Source organism: Streptomyces sp. NBC_01351, from assembly GCF_036237315.1.
Taxonomy (GTDB): Bacteria; Actinomycetota; Actinomycetes; order Streptomycetales; family Streptomycetaceae; genus Streptomyces.
Genome location: NZ_CP108356.1, coordinates 7,391,623 through 7,409,885 on the forward strand (window position 1 = coordinate 7,391,623; position 18,263 = coordinate 7,409,885).

Genomic DNA, 18,263 nt, shown 5'->3' on the forward strand with positions numbered 1-18,263 from the left:
GCTGGGGGCGGCGCCCCCGGTTTCGGGAAGGGGCGGGGTGGGGGACAGGCTCCGCACAGCGGGACCGGGGAGGGCGTGGAGGCCTCAGTTCGAGACCGTGATCCGGAAGACGGGGTGGTCGCCGGCCGCCGCCCGGAGCTCGGCGTCGGAGGACGTGGCCGTCACGCCCTGGAAGAACCGGTTGACCTCCCAGCCCCACTTCTCCAGGTAGGCCCGCAGGACGGCGGCCTTCTCCACTTCGTCGGTGATCTCGGTGGCGGTGAAGTTCCGGACCTTGCGGCCCACGCGCAGCTCGCCGCCGCCCGCGACGCGCATGTTGCGGACCCACTGGGAGTGGCCGCGGGCCGAGACCAGGTACTGCGCGCCCTCGTACGTGTGGGGGTTGACCGGGATCCGCTGCATCTCCCCGGACTTGCGGCCGCGGACCGACAGTTCGGCGGTGCCGGCCAGGCTGATGCCGAGGCGGGCCAGCTTGCCGAAGAGGGCGTTGAAGCGGGTGGCGAAGGGGCCGGCCTGGACGTAGTACGGGGTGGGTGCGTTCGCGTTCATGGTGGCCTCCGAGGGCTTATTTCGAGAGCAGTGCTCTCGCTTGAGAACAGTGTGCACGGATCGCCGCTCCAAAACAAGAGCGGTGCTCTCTGAATAGAGCGGCGCTCCGGGTTTGTGGCAGACTGGCCCCTATGAACACCGTGCGAGGGGCAAGGGAACGAGCCCGTATCGAGGTCACCGCCGCCATCAAGGACGAGGCGCGGCGCAGGCTCGCCGACGAGGGCGCCGCGAAACTGTCGCTGCGCGCCGTAGCGCGCGAGCTGGGCATGGTCTCCTCCGCCCTCTACCGCTACTTCCCCAGCCGTGACGAGCTGCTCACCGCGCTCATCATCGACGCGTACGACAGCCTCGGCGCCGCCGCCGAGCAGGCCGACGCCCGGGCCCTCGCCGCCGGGGCTCCGCCCCGCGCCCGCTGGATCGCGGTCTGCGAGGCCGTCCGGGCCTGGGCGTTGGAGCACCCGCACGAGTACGCGCTCGTCTACGGCTCGCCCGTGCCCGGCTACAGCGCCCCCGTCGACACCGTCGGTCCCGCCTCCCGCGTCGGGAACGCCCTCATCGGGATCCTCCGTGCCGGCTACGAGGGCCGCGGCCTCGCGCTGCCGCCGCTGCCCGCCGCCCTGCGGGCCGAGGCCGACCGGATGACCGCGGACTTCGCCGAAGGGCTGCCCCCGGAGGTCACGGCCGCCCTGGTCGCCGCCTGGGCGCAGCTGGCCGGGCTCGTCTCCTTCGAGCTGTTCGGCCAGTTCAACCGGGTCGTCGAGGACCGGGCCGCCTTCTTCACGCACGCCGCGGGTCAGCTGGCGCAGGGGGTCGGGCTGCCCGCCGTATGACGGGGCGGGCGGTGCGCATCCGCCCGCTCGCTCTTCTGTTCCTCGTATGAATGAGGGCCGTTCCGGCGTGCAGGAGGGGCCGCCCGGCTAGTGTTCCTCGGGCCGCCCACCCCTTGCCGCCGCCGGAGGAACGTTCATGCCCCGCGCCGTGAAGGCCCTCTACGCCATCCTCGTCACCGTCTTACTCGCCGCGCCGGCGCCGGCCGTCACCGCGTCGGCGCGCGACGCGCCCCCGACCGCACTCGCCCCGGAGCCGATCCTCGCGCCCCGGATATCCAGCGTACGTGGCCTGGAAATCGGCGTCCCGGCCTACGTGTGGGCGGACGACCCCGTCCTCACCGACCTCGCCGCCACCCGCCCGGCTCCCTCGGTGGTCGTGCTCAACCCGGGCAACGGCGACTCACCGTTCGACGCCCCCTGGCAGGCCCGCGCCGACGCCCTGCGCCGCGCCACCACCGCCACCGGCGAGAAGACCAAGGTGCTCGGTTACGTCCACACCGACCACGGCAACCGCGACATCGCCGCGGTCAAGGCCTCCGTGGACAACTACCTCCGGCCCGCCGACGGCGGCGACGGCCGCCTCCACGTCGACGGCATCTTCTTCGACGTGGTCAGCCGCGACTGCGGCCCGGGCAACGCCACCCGCGACCACTACACGGAGCTGCGCCGCTACGTGCAGGCCGTCATGGACGAGGTCGATCCGGCCGTCCCCGACCTCGTCGTGAACAACCCCGGCACCCCCATCGCCGATTGCTACCTGGAGCCGGGCCGCCGGACCGCGGACGTCTTCGTCACGTACGAGGACACCTACGCGGCGTACGCCGGCGGCGGCTGGCTCGGCGGGAACGTCTTCGACCCCGTGGGCGGCTACCGCTCCGGCGAGGAACTCGACCCGAGCGGCACGGCGTTCTGGCACCTCGTCCACGCGGTCCCCGACGCCGCCGCGATGCGGACCACCCTGCGGACGGCCTTCACCCGGGGCGCGGGCTACGCCTACGCGACCAGCCGGACCATGCCCAACCCCTGGGACGCCGCCCCGAGCTGGCCGTACCGCGCCCAGACCGCGTACGCGGCCACCCTCGGGGAGTGAGCGGGGGCCGGCGCCGGGGCGGCCGGTCGGCGGCGCGTCGGAGGGGTCGGCCCTACCGCCTGCCGTCGTCCTCCGGGCCGCCGGTGAACCGCCACAGGACGTGGGCGACCCGGGCCAGGAACACCGCCGCCGCCACGCACCCGCCCGCCACCGCCAGGACGTGGTCCGCCTCCGGGGACAGGGAGAACGCCAGGGAGGGCCCGTACACCGCCCCGAACGCAAACGCCGCGGCGAAGCCCGCGCTGACCAACGCGTAGCCGATCTCGATCGTGATCGCGTCCTGGTCCGCCCGCGTCCGTCGCCCCATGTGAGCAGTGTCGCCGCGCGCACTGCCCGTCACAAGGGTGCCGCGACGCAAGCGGCCCCCGACACGGATTCCGGCGGCTCAGATTCCGGCGGCTCAGATTCCGGCCGTCGCCTTCCACAGCCGGGCCAGCGACAGGTCGCCGGTCACGCCCGGGCCCGCCAGCGGGACACGGTTCCAGAGGGCCGAGTACAGCCAGGCCGCCTCGCCCATCAGCTCGCAGTCGGCCGCGTCCTCCGTCGTACCGCGCACCGTTCGCGCCGGCTCCGGGGACAGGTGGACCGTCCAGGACGCGCCCGTATCGGCCGCCCGGATCCGCAGCACCTTGGGCTCCGGCGTACGGACCCGGCTGCGCGGGCGGGCGTGGAAGCCGGTCAGCAGCTCGTCCACCCCGTCCTCCGCGAACCGCGCCTCCACCGGCGAGTACGCCACGCCCAGCGCGGCCTCCGCGTCCAGCCGGTGCACCGAGGTCTCGTGGGCCTGGCGCCGCGCCCAGAAGGCCAGCGGCGACGGCGGGGCCGTCGGGAGGAAGGTCCAGCACTGGACGTCGGCCGGAGCCTCGGTCAGGGTACGGACCAACTCCGCGTGGCCTTCCCGGAACCAGGCCAGCAGCTCGCCGCCGGCCAGCTCGGGCGCGTCCGGGAACCCGACCGGCTCCAGGTGTCCCTCCCCGACGTATCCGGCGGCCCAGCGGTGCACGGAGCCCGTGTGCCGCAGCAGGTCGGTCACGTGCCACCCCGGACACGTGGGCACCGCGGCGTCCGTACCGGCCCGTTCGGCCAGATCGGCGAGCAGCTCGCCCTCCCGGGCAACCGTCTTCACGTATTCGTTGATCTCCATACGGGGAGTCTCGCAGCCGAAGCCGACAATGGAGAGATGGACGGGGAACTCTTCCCGCGCGAGCGTGCCGTGATCGCTCCCGGCGCCGTGCACGTGCCGGACTGGCTCGGGGCCGGGCGTCAGCGCGAGCTGCTGGACGCCTGCCGCGAGTGGGCCCGCCCGCCGGCGGGCCTGCGCACCGTACGCACCCCTGGGGGAGGGGTGATGACCGCCCGGCAGGTGTGCCTGGGGCTGCACTGGTACCCGTACGCGTACGCGCCCACCGCCGTCGACGGGGACGGGGCGCCCGTCAAACCCATGCCGCGATGGCTCGCCGAGCTGGGGCGGAAGGCGGTGGCCGACGCCTACGGCCGGGTACCGGACCGCGAGGTTGAGTACGACATCGCGCTCGTCAACTTCTACGAGGGCGACTCCCGCATGGGCATGCACCGCGACGCCGAGGAGAAGTCCGGGGCCCCGGTCGTCTCGCTGAGCCTCGGCGACAGCTGTGTCTTCCGCTTCGGCAACACGACCTCGCGCGGCCGCCCGTACCGGGACGTCGAACTGCGCAGCGGGGATCTCTTCGTCTTCGGGGATTCGAGCCGTCTGGCCTACCACGGCGTGCCGAAGGTCCTGCCGGGCACGGGCCCGCAAGGGCTCGGCCTCACCGGGCGGCTGAACATCACCCTCCGGGTCGGCGGCCTCGGCCCTGACCGGGCATAGGGGCGGCGTCCGGCGCCCTCCGATCATGCGAGGATCGATGCCATGAACGGCAACGGGGCCCCGCCGCGGGGTGGGGATACGACCACGGCGTCCACGTATGCATCGCGGACCAAGCTGGAGCGCGGCCGCGGGGCGCTGGGCCCGGCGTTGGAGCTCGTCCACACCGGTCGCGCCCCGACGCGCGCCGTGCTGACCGCCGAGCTCGGGGTCACCCGGGCCACCGCCGGGGCCGTCGCCGCCGAACTGGAGGCGCTCGGGCTGATCCGCGTCGACTCCCGCCCCGGTGGCGCGGGCGGCACCCAGGGCCGGCCCTCGCACCGCCTGTCGGTCGCCGAGAACGGTCCCGTCGCGCTCGCCGCCCAGGTGCACCCCGACGGCTTCCGCGCCGCCCTGGTCGGCCTCGGCGGCCGGATCGTGGCCACCGCCCCCGGCAAGATCACCGTCTCCGCCGACCCGGCGCAGGTGCTCGGCGCGGTCGTCGACGCGGGCGCGCGGCTGCTGGAGGAGAGCGGGCGGCGCTGCGTCGGAGCCGGGCTCGCGGTGCCCTCGGCCGTCGCGGAGCCCGAGGGCACGGCGCTGAACCCGCTGCACCTGGCCTGGCCGCCCGGTTCTCCCGTACGGACCATCTTCGAGCAGTGCGTGAAGGCGGCCGGCATCGACGGCCCGGCCCTGACCGGCAACGACGTCAACCTGGCGGCACTGGCCGAACACCGGCACGGCGCGGGGCGCAGCGCGCAGCACCTGCTGTGCGTGGCCACCGGGCACCGCGGGGTCGGCGGCGCGCTGGTGCTGGACGGCCGCCTGCACAGCGGAAGCTCCGGCCTGGCCCTGGAGGTCGGCCACCTCACGGTGAACCCCGAAGGGCGGGCCTGCCACTGCGGCGGCCGCGGCTGCCTGGACGTGGAGGCCGACCCGCTGGCCTTCCTCACCGCGGCGGGCCGCACGCCCGGCCCGGAGGTCTCGCTGCTCCAGCAGGCCCGCGACCTGCTGCGCGACGAGCCGGCGGAGCCGTCGGTCCGCGCGGCCACCGAGGAGCTGATCGACCGGCTCGGGCTCGGCCTCGCGGGCCTGGTCAACATCCTCAACCCGGACCGCATCATCCTCGGCGGCCTGCACCGGGAACTCCTCCACGCCGACCCGGAGCGCCTGCGCGCGGTGGTGGCCGACCGCAGCCTGTGGGGCCGCAGCGGGGGAGTCCCGATCCTGCCGTGCACCCTCGACCACAACAGCCTGGTCGGCGCGGCGGAACTGGCGTGGCAGCCGGTACTGGACGATCCACTGGGCGCCCTCGCGTAGGGGCGGGACCCGGGAGGCAGGTGTGAGGATGGGGCAATGCGCGCTTCGCACGATCCCGTCCTCCCCCCTCACGCCCGCCTCTCTCGCTGCCTGGCGTGAGGAGGTCTCGGCGACCCTGCCCGCCGTGACCCGCGGATTCGAGGAGAAGCACGGTGGCGCTCCCGGGGTGCTTCTGACGAAGTCGGCTTCGAACGGATCACGAACGGCCTCGCCGAGTTTCTCGACCTCCTGCGCCGCTCGGTCCACCGCTTCGACCGGACCGGAGAGCCCGGCTTCGTGTAGGACCGGCGGCGCCCGGCGGCTTCGGCCGGCCGAACGGTCCGGGGCCGAGTGCGGGGGAGAGCGGCGGGGGGTCAGCCGGGGCCCGGGGTGATCGAGGCCGCTACCGGCAGCGCCGGTGGGACGGCTCTGGGGTCGATGCCTGGGGATGCCTCTCGCGCGGGCTCTCGTACGGGCAAGGACTTGAGCTGGAGCGGCTGCGACGGGGGCTGTGGGGTGGGGGCCGCCCGGAGGGAGAACCAGACCGCCTTGCCCGGGGCGTCGGGGCGGTGACGCGCCCCCCATGCCTCGCTGACCGCCTCCACGAGCGCGAGCCCGCGACCGCAGGTCGCCAGCTCCTGCGGCGTCTGGGGCACCGGGAGCCGCGGATCGCTGTCGATGACCGAGACGGTGAGGCGCCCGAGGCGGAGTTCGATCTCCACCGTGCAGGTCTTGTCCGGCTGCGCGTGGCGGTGGACGTTGCTCAGCAGTTCCGTCACGCCGAGCGCAGCCCGGTCTATGAGCGGATCGAGCTGCCAGTGGCGCAGCTGCGCGGAGACGATCCTGCGGATTTGGCCGATCCGCGACGGCAAGGCCTGCAGTTCGACGACGCAGTGCCTGCGGGAATGACTGATCACGGCTGCGACTCCCCGACATGAGTGTTACGGGTGCTGCACCCTCGGTAATGCTCCACCAGGGTCACCCAAGGTGCGCCACAGTGCAACCGAACGCGTCCGAAAGCGATCCGCATGGAAACCCAAAGCGACTGTTTGTGCAGGTGAGAGAGGTACATTGCGAAAGCAGGGGGCGAGGAACACACGCACGAAGGAGCACGGCGCATGAGCACCACCGGCACAACCGGCGCGGCCGACACGACTGCCACGACCGCCACGAGCGGCGCGACCGTCACGACCATCACCACCGTCGACGTGGACCGCAGCGACGCGGAGTACCGCGCGTGGCTGAAGGAAGCCGTTCGCAAGGTCCAGGCGGACGCCAACCGTTCGGCGGACACGCACCTGCTGCGCTTCCCGCTCCCCGAGGCGTGGGGCATCGACCTCTACCTCAAGGACGAGTCCACGCACCCCACCGGCTCGCTCAAGCACCGCCTGGCGCGCTCGCTGTTCCTCTACGCCCTCTGCAACGGCTGGATCCGACCCGGCCGCCCGGTCATCGAGGCCTCCTCGGGCTCCACCGCCGTCTCCGAGGCGTACTTCGCGAAGCTGATCGGCGTCCCGTTCATCGCGGTCATGCCGAGGACCACCAGCCCGGAGAAGTGCCGACTCATCGAATTCCACGGCGGCGAATGCCACTTCGTGGACGACTCGATGAAGATGTACGAGGAGTCGGCGGAGCTCGCGGCCAGTACGGGCGGCCACTACATGGACCAGTTCACGTACGCGGAGCGGGCCACCGACTGGCGCGGCAACAACAACATCGCAGAATCGATTTACCAGCAGCTGCGCCTGGAGCGCTTCCCCGAACCGGCCTGGATCGTCGCGACCGCCGGCACCGGCGGCACCTCCGCGACCATCGCGCGCTACGTGCACTACATGCAGCACGACACCCGGATCTGCGTCCCGGACCCGGAGAACTCCTGCTTCTTCGACGGCTGGACGAACAACGACCCGGACGCGAGCAGTGACTGCGGCTCGCGCATCGAGGGCATCGGTCGGCCCCGGATGGAGCCGAGCTTCGTACCGGGCGCCATCGACCGGATGATGAAGGTCCCGGACGCGGCGAGCGTCGCCGCGTGCCGCGCGCTGGAGCAGGCGATCGGCCGCAAGGCGGGCGGCTCCACCGGAACCGGCCTGTGGAGCGCCCTGAAGATCGTCTCCGAGATGGTGGCCGAGGGCCGCACGGGCAGCGTCGTCACCCTGCTCTGCGACTCGGGCGACCGCTACCTGGACAAGTACTACTCCGACCAGTGGCTGACCGGGCAGGGGCTCGACCTGGCCCCGTACGCGAAGACCATCGACACGCTCCTGACGACGGGGGTCTGGCGCGAGCCGGCCGGCTGACGGTCTGTCCGCTCCTGCTCCCGCCCGTGGGTGTTCGCGGTGACGGCCGTGGCGTGACGGTGACAGACTGGTGACGAAATCTCCCTGCTCCCAAGGGGGTTGAGTGGCTACGCTCGGCGAACTCGGCAGCACGGCGGCGATCGGGGGAGCCATGGCGGGCATCGGGTACAACAGGCCGGAGCGGGACGCTCGGACGCGGGCCCAGACCGGTCGTGTGGCGGGGCGTGGGGCCGGCGGGGGAGAGGTCGGCGGCGAGGTGGGTGGTGTGCGGGCGGCCGCCCTCGAGTGCCCGAGCTGTCATCGGTCCGACCAGGTTCGGGCCGTCCCCGCCGTGTGCCTGAGCGGGCACCGCCGGTTCGGCGTGGTCGGCTCCGGGGGCGACGAGCAGCGTACGGAGACCCGCGAGGTCGTCCCGCACCTGGCCGACGCGCTGGCCCCGATCCCGCCCGCGCCGGTGACCGGGGGCCGGACCGCCCTGGGTGTGCTGCTCGTCCTGGTGGCGATCGGTACGTTCATCGGCGGCGCGGCGGGCGGGAAGTGGTTCGCCGACGCGCCGAAGAGCGCGCCCGAGGCGCAGTGGGCCGGCGGGGGAGCGCACAGCTGGGAGACCCGGCCCGACGCCGGGGCCGAGCTCCTCTTCCTCGGCTGGATCTCCGCGTTCGCCCTGGTGGGGGCGGTGCTGTTGATCCGCTCGACCGTACGGATCCGGCGCGCGTTCCAGGCGCGGATCGCGGCCGGGCAGGAGGCGGCCGAGGAGGTCTGGGCCCGGGGCTGGTGCTGCGAGCGGTGCGCGGCCGTGCACTTCGCCGGAGGTCCGGCGATGAGCCTGCAGGAGTTCCGGACGCAGGTCTGGGACGCGGGCGGCTACGGGGACCTGGCCCGCGTCTACCGGGTGACCGGCCGGGCGCGGGAGGTGGATCCGGCTCCCGGCTACTGATCAGCCGCGCGCCGCGCGGCCAGGCGGGCGTCCAGAGCACGGACCGCCTGGCGGAAGGAGTGGCCGAGCGCCGGGCGGGACGCGGTGAGGGCGAGGCGGAAAGGGGCTGCGCCGTCCGCCGCGAAGGTCCAGCGGACATGGGTGCCGGACCCGTGGGGTGTGAGCCGCCATTCCTCCAACAGGGCCCGGACGCCGGGGGCGTTGGTCGTGTCGACCCGGTACGCGTAACGCTGCTCGGGATCCGAGGCCATGATCGTCTCCTCGAAGCGGACCCCGCCCAGCAGCTTCACCTCGCGGCCCGCGCCCCCGTGGGTGGGGCGGGCCAGGGTCACCGCCCTGAACCAGCGCGGCCAGCCCTCCACTTCCTGGGCCAGGGCCCGGTAGACGTCCTCGGGCGCCGCGGCGACCTCGGCGGCGAAGACCAGCCGCACCGGCGCGTCCTCTATGAAGTCCAGCCCCACCGGGCGAAGTCGGCGAGCCATGGCGGTACCCCCTGGGTGAGACGGCGGACGTGCGCGCGACACCATAGCGGCACTCGCGCCAGAAGTCCGTAGCAGCCGGCCTGAGTCCGGGGAAGGTCCCTGGGGAGGGTGCCGGCGCAGGGTGCCCGGGCAGGGTGCCTGGGCAGGAGCCGTGTCGGGCGGGATGCTGGAGTCCCTCCCTCCCCGGAAGAGTTCCCCACGCCCGGAGGCTGCCGTGCCGGACACGCCCCTACCGAAGCCGCCCGTACCGAAACAGCCCCCCGCGCCCACCACACCCCTCGCCCTGGAGCTCCTCGTCCACGGCGTCGCGGGCGCCGCCCCGGGCGAGTTGCTCGGCGACCCGCGTACCGTGCGGGTCTCCGGCGACTCCACCGCCGCCGTCTTCCGCCGCACCGAGGACGCCGACGCCGAGGCGCACCCCGAGCGGTACGCCGGACGGCCCGTCCCCGAGGCCTACTGCTGGTCCCGGCTCACCTCCGGCAACGGCGCCCGCGCGCTGTGGCTGCTGCTCCTGCCGTTCATGGTCGCCAACCTCGCCCACTGGGCCCGCCCCGCTAGCCCCGCCCGGACCGCCCCGCGCGCCGTCCGTGCGTACGGGGTCCTCGTACGGATCCTCGCGCTGAGCCTGACCGTGCTGCTGATCGCGGCCGCCTGCGAGGTCGCGCTCGACCTGTTCGCGTGGCAGTGCGCGGGCTCCGGCGCCTGCGCCGCCTCCCGGTCCTGGCTCCGCTTCCTCGCGCCCGGCGGCGGCTGGTGGGCCGAGCCCGGCCGTCGCCTCGCGCTCGGCGCGCTGGTCCCGGCCGCGTTGACCGGGCTGCTCTGGTACCTGTCGAACCGCACCTGGAGCGCCTACGAGTCCCAGCCGCCGCCCGCCGGCGCCGCCGACCCGGACGCCGCCTCGGGCACGGGGCCCGCGCTCGGCCGCCCCGGATTCTGGTACGGGCGCCGCCTCGTGGCCCGGCTGCGCGCGGCGCACACCGCCGCGGGCCTGCTCACCGTGGCGGTGGCCGTCTCCGTGCCCACCGCCCGCCACGACCGCATGGCGGCCGCCGGCGTCCCCGTACTGGAAGCCCTCGGGTGGGCCACCCAGGCCCTGCTCGCCGCCGGAGCCCTTGCCGTGGCCTGGGTCGTCTGCCGACGCGGCCGGGCCGAGGTGCGGGCCGACCACCATCTCGACCGGGCCGCCGTCACGCTGCTGCCCGGCGCGTGCCTCGCGCTGCTGCTCGGCGTCCTCGTGCACGCCTGCTGGGCCCGCCCCGGCTGGACCGCTACCGGGCGGCTCCCCGGGGACTTCGCCTTCGGCGTGCTCATGCTGGGCCAGGGCGGCTGCGTGCTCGCCCTCGCCGCCGTCGCCCGGTACCTCCATCGCCGGGCCCCCGACCGGCCCGCCGCCCTGGGCGGCCTCGGCGGGCCCGCCGTCGCGATGCTGGGCTGCGCCCTCGGCGGGGTGATGTCCGGCGGGGTCGCCCAGCGCGTCGCCGACTGGCTGGACGGCGGAGCCACGCCCGGAGCTGTCGGCGCCCCGCTGCCCGGGCCGCCCGTGCTGCTGTCCTGGCAGGCCGCCGTATTACCCCCGCTGCTCCTCGTACTGGCCCTGCTCGCCGCCTGGTTCGCGGTGCGCGGAGCCCGCGCCCGGCGCCGGATCGCCGCAGGCGTCGCCGCCGAGTACCCGGGGGAGACGCCGAACGGGCCGCGCAGCCGCCGGATCGCGGGGGCACGGGCCGCCGCCGCGCTCACCGACTCCGCGCCCTGGTTCGTCGCGGCCGTCTCCGGGATCACCCTGCTGCTCGGCGCCGGAGCGCTCGCCGGGGCCTGGACCGGCGGGCTGGTGCCCGGTGAAGCGGCCCGGGGGAGCGGGCCGCTGCTGGAGGCCGCCGCCCGTACCGCACAGGACGCCGGGTCCTGGCTGATCGGCCTCGGCTTCGTCCTCTTCGTGACCTGGGGCCGGCGCGCCTACCGGGACCCCGCCGCGCGCCGCACCATCGGCATCCTGTGGGACGTCGGCACCTTCTGGCCGCGCGCAGCCCACCCCTTCGCCCCGCCCTGCTACGCCGAGCGCGCCGTCCCCGACCTGACCTGGCGGATGACCGGCTGGACCGGCCGCACCGGCGGCCGCCTCGTCATCTCCGGCCACTCCCAGGGCAGCGTCCTCGCCGCGGCGGCCGTCTGGCAACTGCCGCCGGCCGTCCGCCGCCGGGTCGCCCTGCTCACCTACGGATCCCCGCTCGCCCGCCTCTACGGCCGCTGGTTCCCCGCCTACTTCGGCCCGGGTCCGCTCACCGCGCTGCACGGCGAGCTCGACTGCTGGCGCAACCTCTGGCGGGCCACCGACCCCATCGGCGGCCCGGTGCTCCCCGGGGCGGGCCAGGACGTGGACCGCGGCCCGCTCGCCGACCCGATCGCCTACGGCCGCAGCGCCGAGCACCCGCTGCCCGCGCCGATCCTGGGCCACTCCGACTACCAGGCCGACCCGGCCTTCACCGCCGAACGCGACGCGCTCCTCGCCCGGTTGGAGACGGCAGAGGGGGCCGCCCTACCCGGCCAACGGCCCGCCTTCAGCAAGGAGCGGGCAGCACGGGCAGCGCCGGCAGATCCGCCGGGAACAGCAGGGTGAGCTCGTCCGTGCTCGGCTCCGACAGCTGCGCCACCCGCCCCGCGTGCCGCTCGACCATCGACTCGAAGGTCTGGCGCGCGGTGCGGCCGTTGCCGAACGCCGGACCCTTGGGCAGCTCCGTGAAGTACGTCAGCAGCGCCTCACAGGTGCCCTGGCCCAGCCGGTACTCGTGCTCCTCCGCCTGCTGCTCCACGATCCGCAGCAACTCCTCGGGGCCGTAGTCGCCGAAGGTGATCGTCCGCGAGAAGCGGGAGGCGACGCCCGGATTGACCGTCAGGAAACGGTCCATCTCCGCCGTGTACCCGGCGACGATCACCACCACGGCGTCCCGGTGGTCCTCCATCAGCTTGACCAGCGTGTCGATGGCCTCGCGCCCGAAGTCCCGGCCCGAGTCCTCCGGGGCCAGCGCGTACGCCTCGTCGATGAACAGCACCCCGCCGCGCGCCCGGTCGAAGGCCTCCTGCGTACGGATCGCGGTGGAGCCGATGTGCTCGCCGACCAGATCCACCCGGGACACCTCGACGAGGTGGCCGCGCTCCAGCACCCCGAGGGAGGCCAGGATCTCTCCGTAGAGCCTGGCGACCGTGGTCTTGCCGGTGCCGGGGGAGCCCGTGAAGACCAGGTGCCGGCGCACGGAGGCCGCCTTCAGCCCCGCCTGCTGCCGCCGCCGGCCCACCTCGATCATGTCGGTGAGCGCGCGCACCTCGCGCTTGACGCTGTCCAGGCCCACCAGCGCGTCGAGCTGGCCCAGTACCTCGCCCGAGCCCCGTTCTTGCGCCGCAGGGCCGCCGTCCGGCCCGGCGGCGGCCGGGCGCGGCAGGGGCACTTCGGCCGCCGGCGGTACTCCCCCAGCCACCGCTGGGAGGGGCCCCCTGCTCCGCGCCGCCGTGACCGTACGGATCCCCGCGCGCTCCCCGGCGAACGCGCCGCCCGAGGCCGACTGGGCCGCCGCCCGCGTACCCGACTCGTCTGCGGTGCACTCCTCGACGGCCGGCCCGTCCTCCGAGAACTCGTAACCCCCGCGGGCGCAGCGCTCGGTGTGGCAGCGGGTCAGCGTGGTGCGGCAGCCGTCGATGACGTGGAAGCCGAAACCGGAACTGCCTTCCACCCGGCAGGCCGTGAAGGTGCCGCGCCCGCCGGCCGACACGTAGAACCCGGCCTCGGCGGGGGAGGTGACCGTGCACCGCTCCAGGGCGGGGTCGGCGCCCTTGGTGACGATCACGCCGGTCTGCACCGAGTCGATGGTGCAGTTGGCGAGGGTGCCGCCGCTGCCGTGGTCGCGGAACCAGGCACCCGTGCCCGCCTCGCGGATCCGGCAGTCGTCGAGCTGGGCGGTGGCCCCGTCGCTCACCGAGACGGCGGTGTTGCGCACCTGCGAGAGATCGCTGTCGACCACGTCCACGCGCGAGCCCCGGTCCAGCACGAACAGCGCGTCCGGTACGTCGTGCACCCGGCAGGAGTCGAGCTTGACGGTGGCCCCGTCACTGATCCACACCGCCGGATAGTCGCCGGTGCTGTCGTGGATCTCGCAGGACTCGGCGTCGACCCTGGTCCCCGGATCCCACACCGACAGGCCGTTGCGGCCGAACCGGCGCACGGTGGTGCGGCTGAGCGTGAGCACCGACCGGGACCGGAGGTCGACCGCGTTCTCCGGGATGTCGTGGATGTCGCAGCCCGCCAGGGTGAGCACGGCGTCGGTGTCGAGGGTGACCCCGTCGGCCGAGGTCCGGTGCACCGCGCAGTCCGTCAGCCGGGCCGTGGCCCGCGCGGCGATCTGCACGCCGGCGCCCTTGATCTCGTACACCTCGCAGCCCAGTGCCTCCAGCCCGGAACCCTCGCCGGTGACACCGATCCCCGCGCCCGTGGCGTGGTGGATCCGGCAGCGTTCCAGCCGGGGCCGGCCGCCGCCGCGCACCGAGACGCCCGTCTGCCCGGCGGCCACGACCTCGCACTCCTCGAACACCCCGCCGCCGCCGTCCAGTACGGCGATCCCGACGCCGGTCGGATTCTCCACCGTGCACCGCCGCACCAGGGGCCGGGCCCCGGAGCCGCGCACCTCGATGCCGGCTGCGGAGCGGGTGCTGACCCGCAGGTCGGTGAGCTCGGGCGAACCGTCCTCGACCAGCAGCGCGGGCGCCGCCCGGTCCTGGCCCTCCAGGTGCAGGTCCTGGACCACGGCCGAGGCGCGCACGGTCAGCGCGACCCCGTCGAGCGGGGCGATCCGCACCGACCCCAGCCCGCCCTCCGGCCCGCGCAGGGTGACGGCGTGGTCCAGCACCAGGTTCTCCCGGTAGGTGCCCGGGGAGATGGACAGCACGTCCCCGTCGCCCGCGACCGCGAGCGCGGCGGTCAGCGTCGGATACTCACCGGAGCGGCGCCGCCACCGCGAAGACCCGCCGTGCGTCACCTGGACCGTGCCCTGAACCATGGTGCTGTCGTGCCCCCGCCCTCGTACTCGCCGTGCCGATGCGACCGATCTGGTCTGGCCGCCCCACCGTAGCGCGCGCGGCGCCGGTGAGTGGCCAGGTCAACTGCCCGCGCCCGCCCGGCCCCAGTCAGGTCCGGCAGCCGCCCAGGCGCGGTCCAGACGTATGTACCGCCGATGCATGAGCCTGCGTACGACCAGCCGCCGGACCGTTTCCACCAGCGCGGCCGCGCCGATCGCGATCGCCAGGCCCACGGCCCCGGCGTGCAGGGCCGCGGAGGACGGGTCGAGCGGCTGTCCGACGAGCCTGCCGCGCGCGTCGGTCCATATCCGGAACCGGTCGCCGGGCCGCGGCGGTTCCTCCGCGGCCGGCACCGTGCCCTGGTGGCTGCTGCCGTCGGGAGCGGTCCACGAGGCCACGATCTGCGTCCGGCGCGGGGCAGTCCGCTGCGCCGACGGGTCGGCCGAGTCTGCCGCGGCCGACTCGGGAGCCTGCCGGAGCACCACCGCCGGTACGAGGTGCCGCTCCTGCCGCTGCTCGCGCGCGGCCTGCTGCAAGGTCCCGTCCACCGTGAGGCCCGCGACCCAGCCGAGGGCCGGAGCCACCACCAGCACGCACACCAGCGCGGCGAACGCCACCCATGCCTCGAAGAGATCGGTCGGCCGGCGCAGCGGATTGCGCCGCCACCGCCACACTCCCATTGCCGTCCACACGGTTTGGCTCCCCCTGCCTCCGCGAGCTCCGCCTGCCTGCGCGTCCAAGCCTCCCGCACGCCCCGGTAACGCGCATTCCGGGACGCGCGAGACATGTGTCACCGGATTCGGTGCGATCTCCGTCCCGGCTGTTCACGCGTCTCGACTGATCCAACGGCGTGGTCGTGCCGGTTGGTTCCAGTCGGAACGCAGAGCCCCTCGAAGGTGTCATTCCGGTGGGTCTGCGCGGGTCATTCCTGTCATTCCAGGACGCGAACCTCGTCGCCGACGCGCACGGTACCGAGCCGCACCGGCACCAGGTGCCGCCCGAAGGCCAGCGACTTGCCGATCCGCCGGTGCTTGGCCAGCGTCTTCAACGGCTCCTTGCCCCGCTCCGCCGTCCGCTGGTCGGTGGTGGTCACGATGCACCGCCCGCACTCGCGGACCCCGCGGAACTCGGCGTCGCCGATCGCCACGCGCCGCCAGCCGTCCTCCGCCCACGCCTCCGCCCCGGCCACCACCACATTGGGGCGGAACCGGTTCATGGGCAGCGGACCCTCCTCGGGATGGTCCCCCTGCGCGATCAAGGAGTTGAGCGCGTCCAGCGACGCGAGGGTGGCGAGCAGCAGCGGATAGCCGTCGGCCAGGCTCACCGTCTCGCCCGGCAGCGCGTAGTCCGGGTCGACGGGCCGGCGCACGGCCGGATCGTCCATGTACGTGAGCCGCGCCGGCACGCCGAGGTACTCGCCGAACCAATCGGCCGCGGCGTCCGCCGCGATCACCGTCTCGACCTTCTTCCCGAACAGGAAGACCGGCTCCAGCGGCCCCGGTGCCGGAACCTCCACCACCAGCTCCGCCATGCCCGGCGCGGACACCGCGATCCGGCCGCCGCCCACCGGACGCGCCGAAGCCAACGCCAGCCGCGGCTGCTGGCGTTGGGTGATGACCATGCCCTCGGTGTCGACCAGCGCCCACCGCCGGTCCCCGGACAGACCCCAGGGCTCCACGGCCACCTCGTCGGGAGCGGTCCCCGCTACCGACTTGACGGGATGGACGTGGAGCGCCTGGACATACAAGTTCGACATAGGAGAATACTGCCAGCCCCGTCGGCCACCCAAGCGCCTGTCATCGGATCGGTCAGTAGCCGCGCCCCTGGTAGGGGCGGCCGTACGGGTCCTCGTACGAGGCGCCCTGGACCGGAGCCGGCACCTGCACGGGAACCTGCATCGGGCGCGGCGCGGCCGGACGCATCGCCTCGTAGCCGGTGGCCGCGGCGACCGGGCGGGGCTGCTGCGGCTGGGGCTGCGGCATGTAGCCGGCGCGGGCTCCGACCGGCTGCTGCTGCGGGATGTACGGCGCGGGCGCGTGCTGCAGCGGCATCGGCTGCTGAGCGGCCTGCTGCTGGTACGGGTACCCGTACGCGGGCGCCTGCTGCTGCGGCATCGCCGGGGGGAGCGCGGCCGGCAGGGCGGGCAGGGCCGAGGCGAGGGCCGGGAGGTACCCACCGCTCGAATACCCGGCACTGGGGGACTCGTAGGCGGCCGGGACGCGGATCGGGGCGATCTGCGGAGTGCCGCGTTCGGCGACGAGGGAGTCGTAGATGGGGGTGTCCGGGAAGGAGGGCGCGGAGTAGTAACCGCCGCCATAAGTGGAGCGGGGGGAGGTCATGGGACCTAAGTTAAGCCCACGACTTCACGGGGTCCATAGCGAGGTGTCACCAACACCGCTCTGACCTGCATATTCGCAGGTCAGAGCCCCACCTTTCACTTGACGTTCACGTGCACGATTTCGACCCGTCCGCACCACCTTGTTCCTACTCGTACTCACCGGTTGCGTGGTGCACGGATTTGTTGTTGACGCAGTGTCACAACTCGGTGACCTCGGATGACGTTGGTTTTGACCGCAGTTCGTTGGTGATTTGCCGTTTCAGGCGTCGCTCGGCCGGGCATAGGTACGGCCCTTCCAGGCGGCTCCCCGTCCCCGGTAGTGCTGGACGGCCGAGTCGACGGTCATCAGCAGGTACAGGAACGCGGTGAACGGAAGCAGCGGCGCGAGGGCGGCCGGCTGGCGGTAGTAGCGGAGCATCGGCAGGTAGGTGCCGGCCATCAGCAGCCAGGCCAGACCGCCGGCCCAGGCGACGGCCGGGTATCCCGTCGCCAGTCCCGCCAGCAGGGCGGCCGGCGGCACGAGGTAGACCAGCACGAGCCCGGCGACGGTGCCCGCCAGGAGGAGGGGCTGGTGGCGCAGTTGCGCGTACGCGCTGCGGGAGACCATCCGCCACAGGTCGCCGAGCACGGGGTACGGGCGCACGCTGTCCACCCGCTCCGCGAGCCCGAGCCAGATCCGTCCCCCGGACCGCTGCACGGCGCGGGCCAGGGACACGTCGTCGATGACGGCCTGCCGGATGGAGTCCGGCACCCCCGCCTTCACGGCCGCGCGCGTGCGCAGCAGGACGCAGCCACCGGCCGCGGCCGCGGTGCGGGCGCCCGGGCGGTTGATCCGGCGGAACGGATAGAGCTGGGCGAAGAAGTAGACGAAAGCAGGTACGAGGAGCCGCTCCCAGAAGCCGGCGACGCGCAGCCGGGCCATCTGGGAGACCAGGTCGAGGTCGGCGGAGGTCGCGGCGGCGACCAGCTCGCGGAGGCTGTCGGGCTCGTGCGCGATGTCGGCGTCGGTGAGGAGGAGGAAGTCCGGTTCGACGGGATGCGCGGCGCGGGCGTGCGCGATGCCGTGGCGCAGCGCCCAGAGCTTCCCCGTCCAGCCGGGGTCGGGGTCGCCGGGGGAGACGACGGTGAGCGGCAGCCCGGGCTGCTCGTGCGCCAGTCGGAGCGCGAGGGCGGCGGTGCCGTCCGTGCTGCCGTCGTCCACCAGGACCACCTCGGCCTCGCCGGGATAGTCCTGGGCGATCAGTGACGGCAGGCTCAGCGGCAGCACCTCGGCCTCGTCCCGCGCGGGCACGACGATCGCCACGGACGGCCAGTGGGTGGGGGCGGTGCGGCGGGGCAGCCGGACGTCGGTGCGCCAGAACATGCCCTGGGCGAGGGTGAGCCAGAGCCAGGCGGCGAGGGAGGCGTAGGCCGCGCAGGCGGCGGTGAGGAGGCCCATGTCGGCAGTGTGCCGGGCCCTGCGGGGCCTGTCGCGGACCTGGCGGCGGCCGGTGCGCCGTCCGCGCATTGCCGGGGGCCGGGCGGGGCCGGGCGGGGGCCGGACGGGGCGGGAAAA

The 18,263-nt window shown here is 74.1% G+C and carries 17 protein-coding genes; 7 read left to right on the plus strand and 10 right to left on the minus strand.

Features of this window, described 5'->3' with window-relative positions:
- Positions 1 to 84: 84 nt before the first annotated feature.
- Entirely contained in the window at positions 85 to 549 is a 465-nt protein-coding gene (locus OG625_RS34050) for a nitroreductase/quinone reductase family protein (protein WP_329388675.1), read from the minus strand.
- A 131-nt stretch (positions 550 to 680) separates the two neighbouring features.
- Between OG625_RS34050 and OG625_RS34055 the strand changes: the two genes are divergently transcribed.
- Together OG625_RS34055 and OG625_RS34060 are read left to right on the plus strand one after the other, a co-directional pair.
- Positions 681 to 1,379, plus strand: a complete 699-nt coding sequence (locus OG625_RS34055) for a TetR/AcrR family transcriptional regulator (protein WP_329388677.1) — start codon at positions 681 to 683, stop codon at positions 1,377 to 1,379.
- Between the two features lie 136 nt (positions 1,380 to 1,515).
- Complete coding sequence (locus OG625_RS34060; RefSeq protein ID WP_329388679.1) at positions 1,516 to 2,469, plus strand: spherulation-specific family 4 protein; 954 nt, start codon at positions 1,516 to 1,518, stop codon at positions 2,467 to 2,469.
- A 52-nt stretch (positions 2,470 to 2,521) separates the two neighbouring features.
- On the opposite strand, the gene OG625_RS34065 is transcribed toward OG625_RS34060, so the two are convergent.
- Positions 2,522 to 2,776, minus strand: a complete 255-nt coding sequence (locus OG625_RS34065; protein ID WP_329388681.1) for a DUF6332 family protein — start codon at positions 2,774 to 2,776, stop codon at positions 2,522 to 2,524.
- Positions 2,777 to 2,869: 93 nt separating this feature from the next.
- A complete protein-coding gene (locus OG625_RS34070; protein WP_329388683.1) occupies positions 2,870 to 3,613 on the minus strand; it encodes a maleylpyruvate isomerase family mycothiol-dependent enzyme in 744 nt (247 codons plus the stop codon).
- Positions 3,614 to 3,649: 36 nt separating this feature from the next.
- Between OG625_RS34070 and OG625_RS34075 the strand changes: the two genes are divergently transcribed.
- Together OG625_RS34075 and OG625_RS34080 are read left to right on the plus strand one after the other, a co-directional pair.
- Positions 3,650 to 4,315, plus strand: coding sequence for an alpha-ketoglutarate-dependent dioxygenase AlkB family protein (locus tag OG625_RS34075; RefSeq protein ID WP_329388685.1), 666 nt, complete (start codon positions 3,650 to 3,652; stop codon positions 4,313 to 4,315).
- A 42-nt stretch (positions 4,316 to 4,357) separates the two neighbouring features.
- On the plus strand, positions 4,358 to 5,611 hold the full coding sequence (locus OG625_RS34080; protein ID WP_329388687.1) for an ROK family protein: 1,254 nt from the start codon (positions 4,358 to 4,360) through the stop codon (positions 5,609 to 5,611).
- 353 nt (positions 5,612 to 5,964) lie between these two features.
- Here OG625_RS34080 and OG625_RS34085 read toward each other — a convergent pair whose 3' ends face one another.
- The gene (locus OG625_RS34085; RefSeq protein ID WP_329388689.1) at positions 5,965 to 6,507 is read right to left on the minus strand and encodes an ATP-binding protein; all 543 of its coding nucleotides are present in this window, start codon (positions 6,505 to 6,507) and stop codon (positions 5,965 to 5,967) included.
- A gap of 201 nt (positions 6,508 to 6,708) precedes the next feature.
- Between OG625_RS34085 and OG625_RS34090 the strand changes: the two genes are divergently transcribed.
- Together OG625_RS34090 and OG625_RS34095 are read left to right on the plus strand one after the other, a co-directional pair.
- Positions 6,709 to 7,890 carry a PLP-dependent cysteine synthase family protein gene (locus OG625_RS34090; RefSeq protein ID WP_329388691.1) on the plus strand — a complete coding sequence of 394 codons (1,182 nt, stop codon included), beginning with the start codon at positions 6,709 to 6,711 and terminating at the stop codon, positions 7,888 to 7,890.
- A gap of 103 nt (positions 7,891 to 7,993) precedes the next feature.
- The gene (locus OG625_RS34095) at positions 7,994 to 8,827 is read left to right on the plus strand and encodes a hypothetical protein (protein ID WP_329388693.1); all 834 of its coding nucleotides are present in this window, start codon (positions 7,994 to 7,996) and stop codon (positions 8,825 to 8,827) included.
- Here OG625_RS34095 and OG625_RS34100 read toward each other — a convergent pair.
- Positions 8,821 to 9,309 carry an SRPBCC family protein gene (locus OG625_RS34100; RefSeq protein WP_329388695.1) on the minus strand — a complete coding sequence of 163 codons (489 nt, stop codon included), beginning with the start codon at positions 9,307 to 9,309 and terminating at the stop codon, positions 8,821 to 8,823. The two genes, OG625_RS34095 and OG625_RS34100, sit on opposite strands and share 7 nt — an antisense overlap.
- A 163-nt stretch (positions 9,310 to 9,472) precedes the next feature.
- On the opposite strand from OG625_RS34100, the gene OG625_RS34105 reads away from it, so the two are divergent.
- Positions 9,473 to 11,923, plus strand: coding sequence for a hypothetical protein (locus tag OG625_RS34105; protein WP_443067827.1), 2,451 nt, complete (start codon positions 9,473 to 9,475; stop codon positions 11,921 to 11,923).
- Here the strand turns inward: OG625_RS34105 and OG625_RS34110 are convergent.
- From OG625_RS34110 to OG625_RS34130, 5 genes are all read right to left on the minus strand, one after another.
- Positions 11,865 to 14,351, minus strand: coding sequence for a right-handed parallel beta-helix repeat-containing protein (locus tag OG625_RS34110; RefSeq protein WP_329388697.1), 2,487 nt, complete (start codon positions 14,349 to 14,351; stop codon positions 11,865 to 11,867). The two genes, OG625_RS34105 and OG625_RS34110, sit on opposite strands and share 59 nt — an antisense overlap.
- 99 nt (positions 14,352 to 14,450) lie before the next feature.
- The gene (locus OG625_RS34115; protein WP_329388699.1) at positions 14,451 to 15,062 is read right to left on the minus strand and encodes an Rv1733c family protein; all 612 of its coding nucleotides are present in this window, start codon (positions 15,060 to 15,062) and stop codon (positions 14,451 to 14,453) included.
- 239 nt (positions 15,063 to 15,301) lie between these two features.
- The gene (locus tag OG625_RS34120; RefSeq protein ID WP_329388701.1) at positions 15,302 to 16,126 is read right to left on the minus strand and encodes an MOSC domain-containing protein; all 825 of its coding nucleotides are present in this window, start codon (positions 16,124 to 16,126) and stop codon (positions 15,302 to 15,304) included.
- A 52-nt stretch (positions 16,127 to 16,178) separates the two neighbouring features.
- Positions 16,179 to 16,709: a DUF6643 family protein gene (locus OG625_RS34125; protein WP_329388703.1), complete on the minus strand. Its 531-nt coding sequence runs from the start codon at positions 16,707 to 16,709 to the stop codon at positions 16,179 to 16,181.
- Positions 16,710 to 16,967: 258 nt separating this feature from the next.
- Entirely contained in the window at positions 16,968 to 18,146 is a 1,179-nt protein-coding gene (locus tag OG625_RS34130) for a glycosyltransferase (protein WP_329388705.1), read from the minus strand.
- Positions 18,147 to 18,263 lie beyond the last annotated feature (117 nt).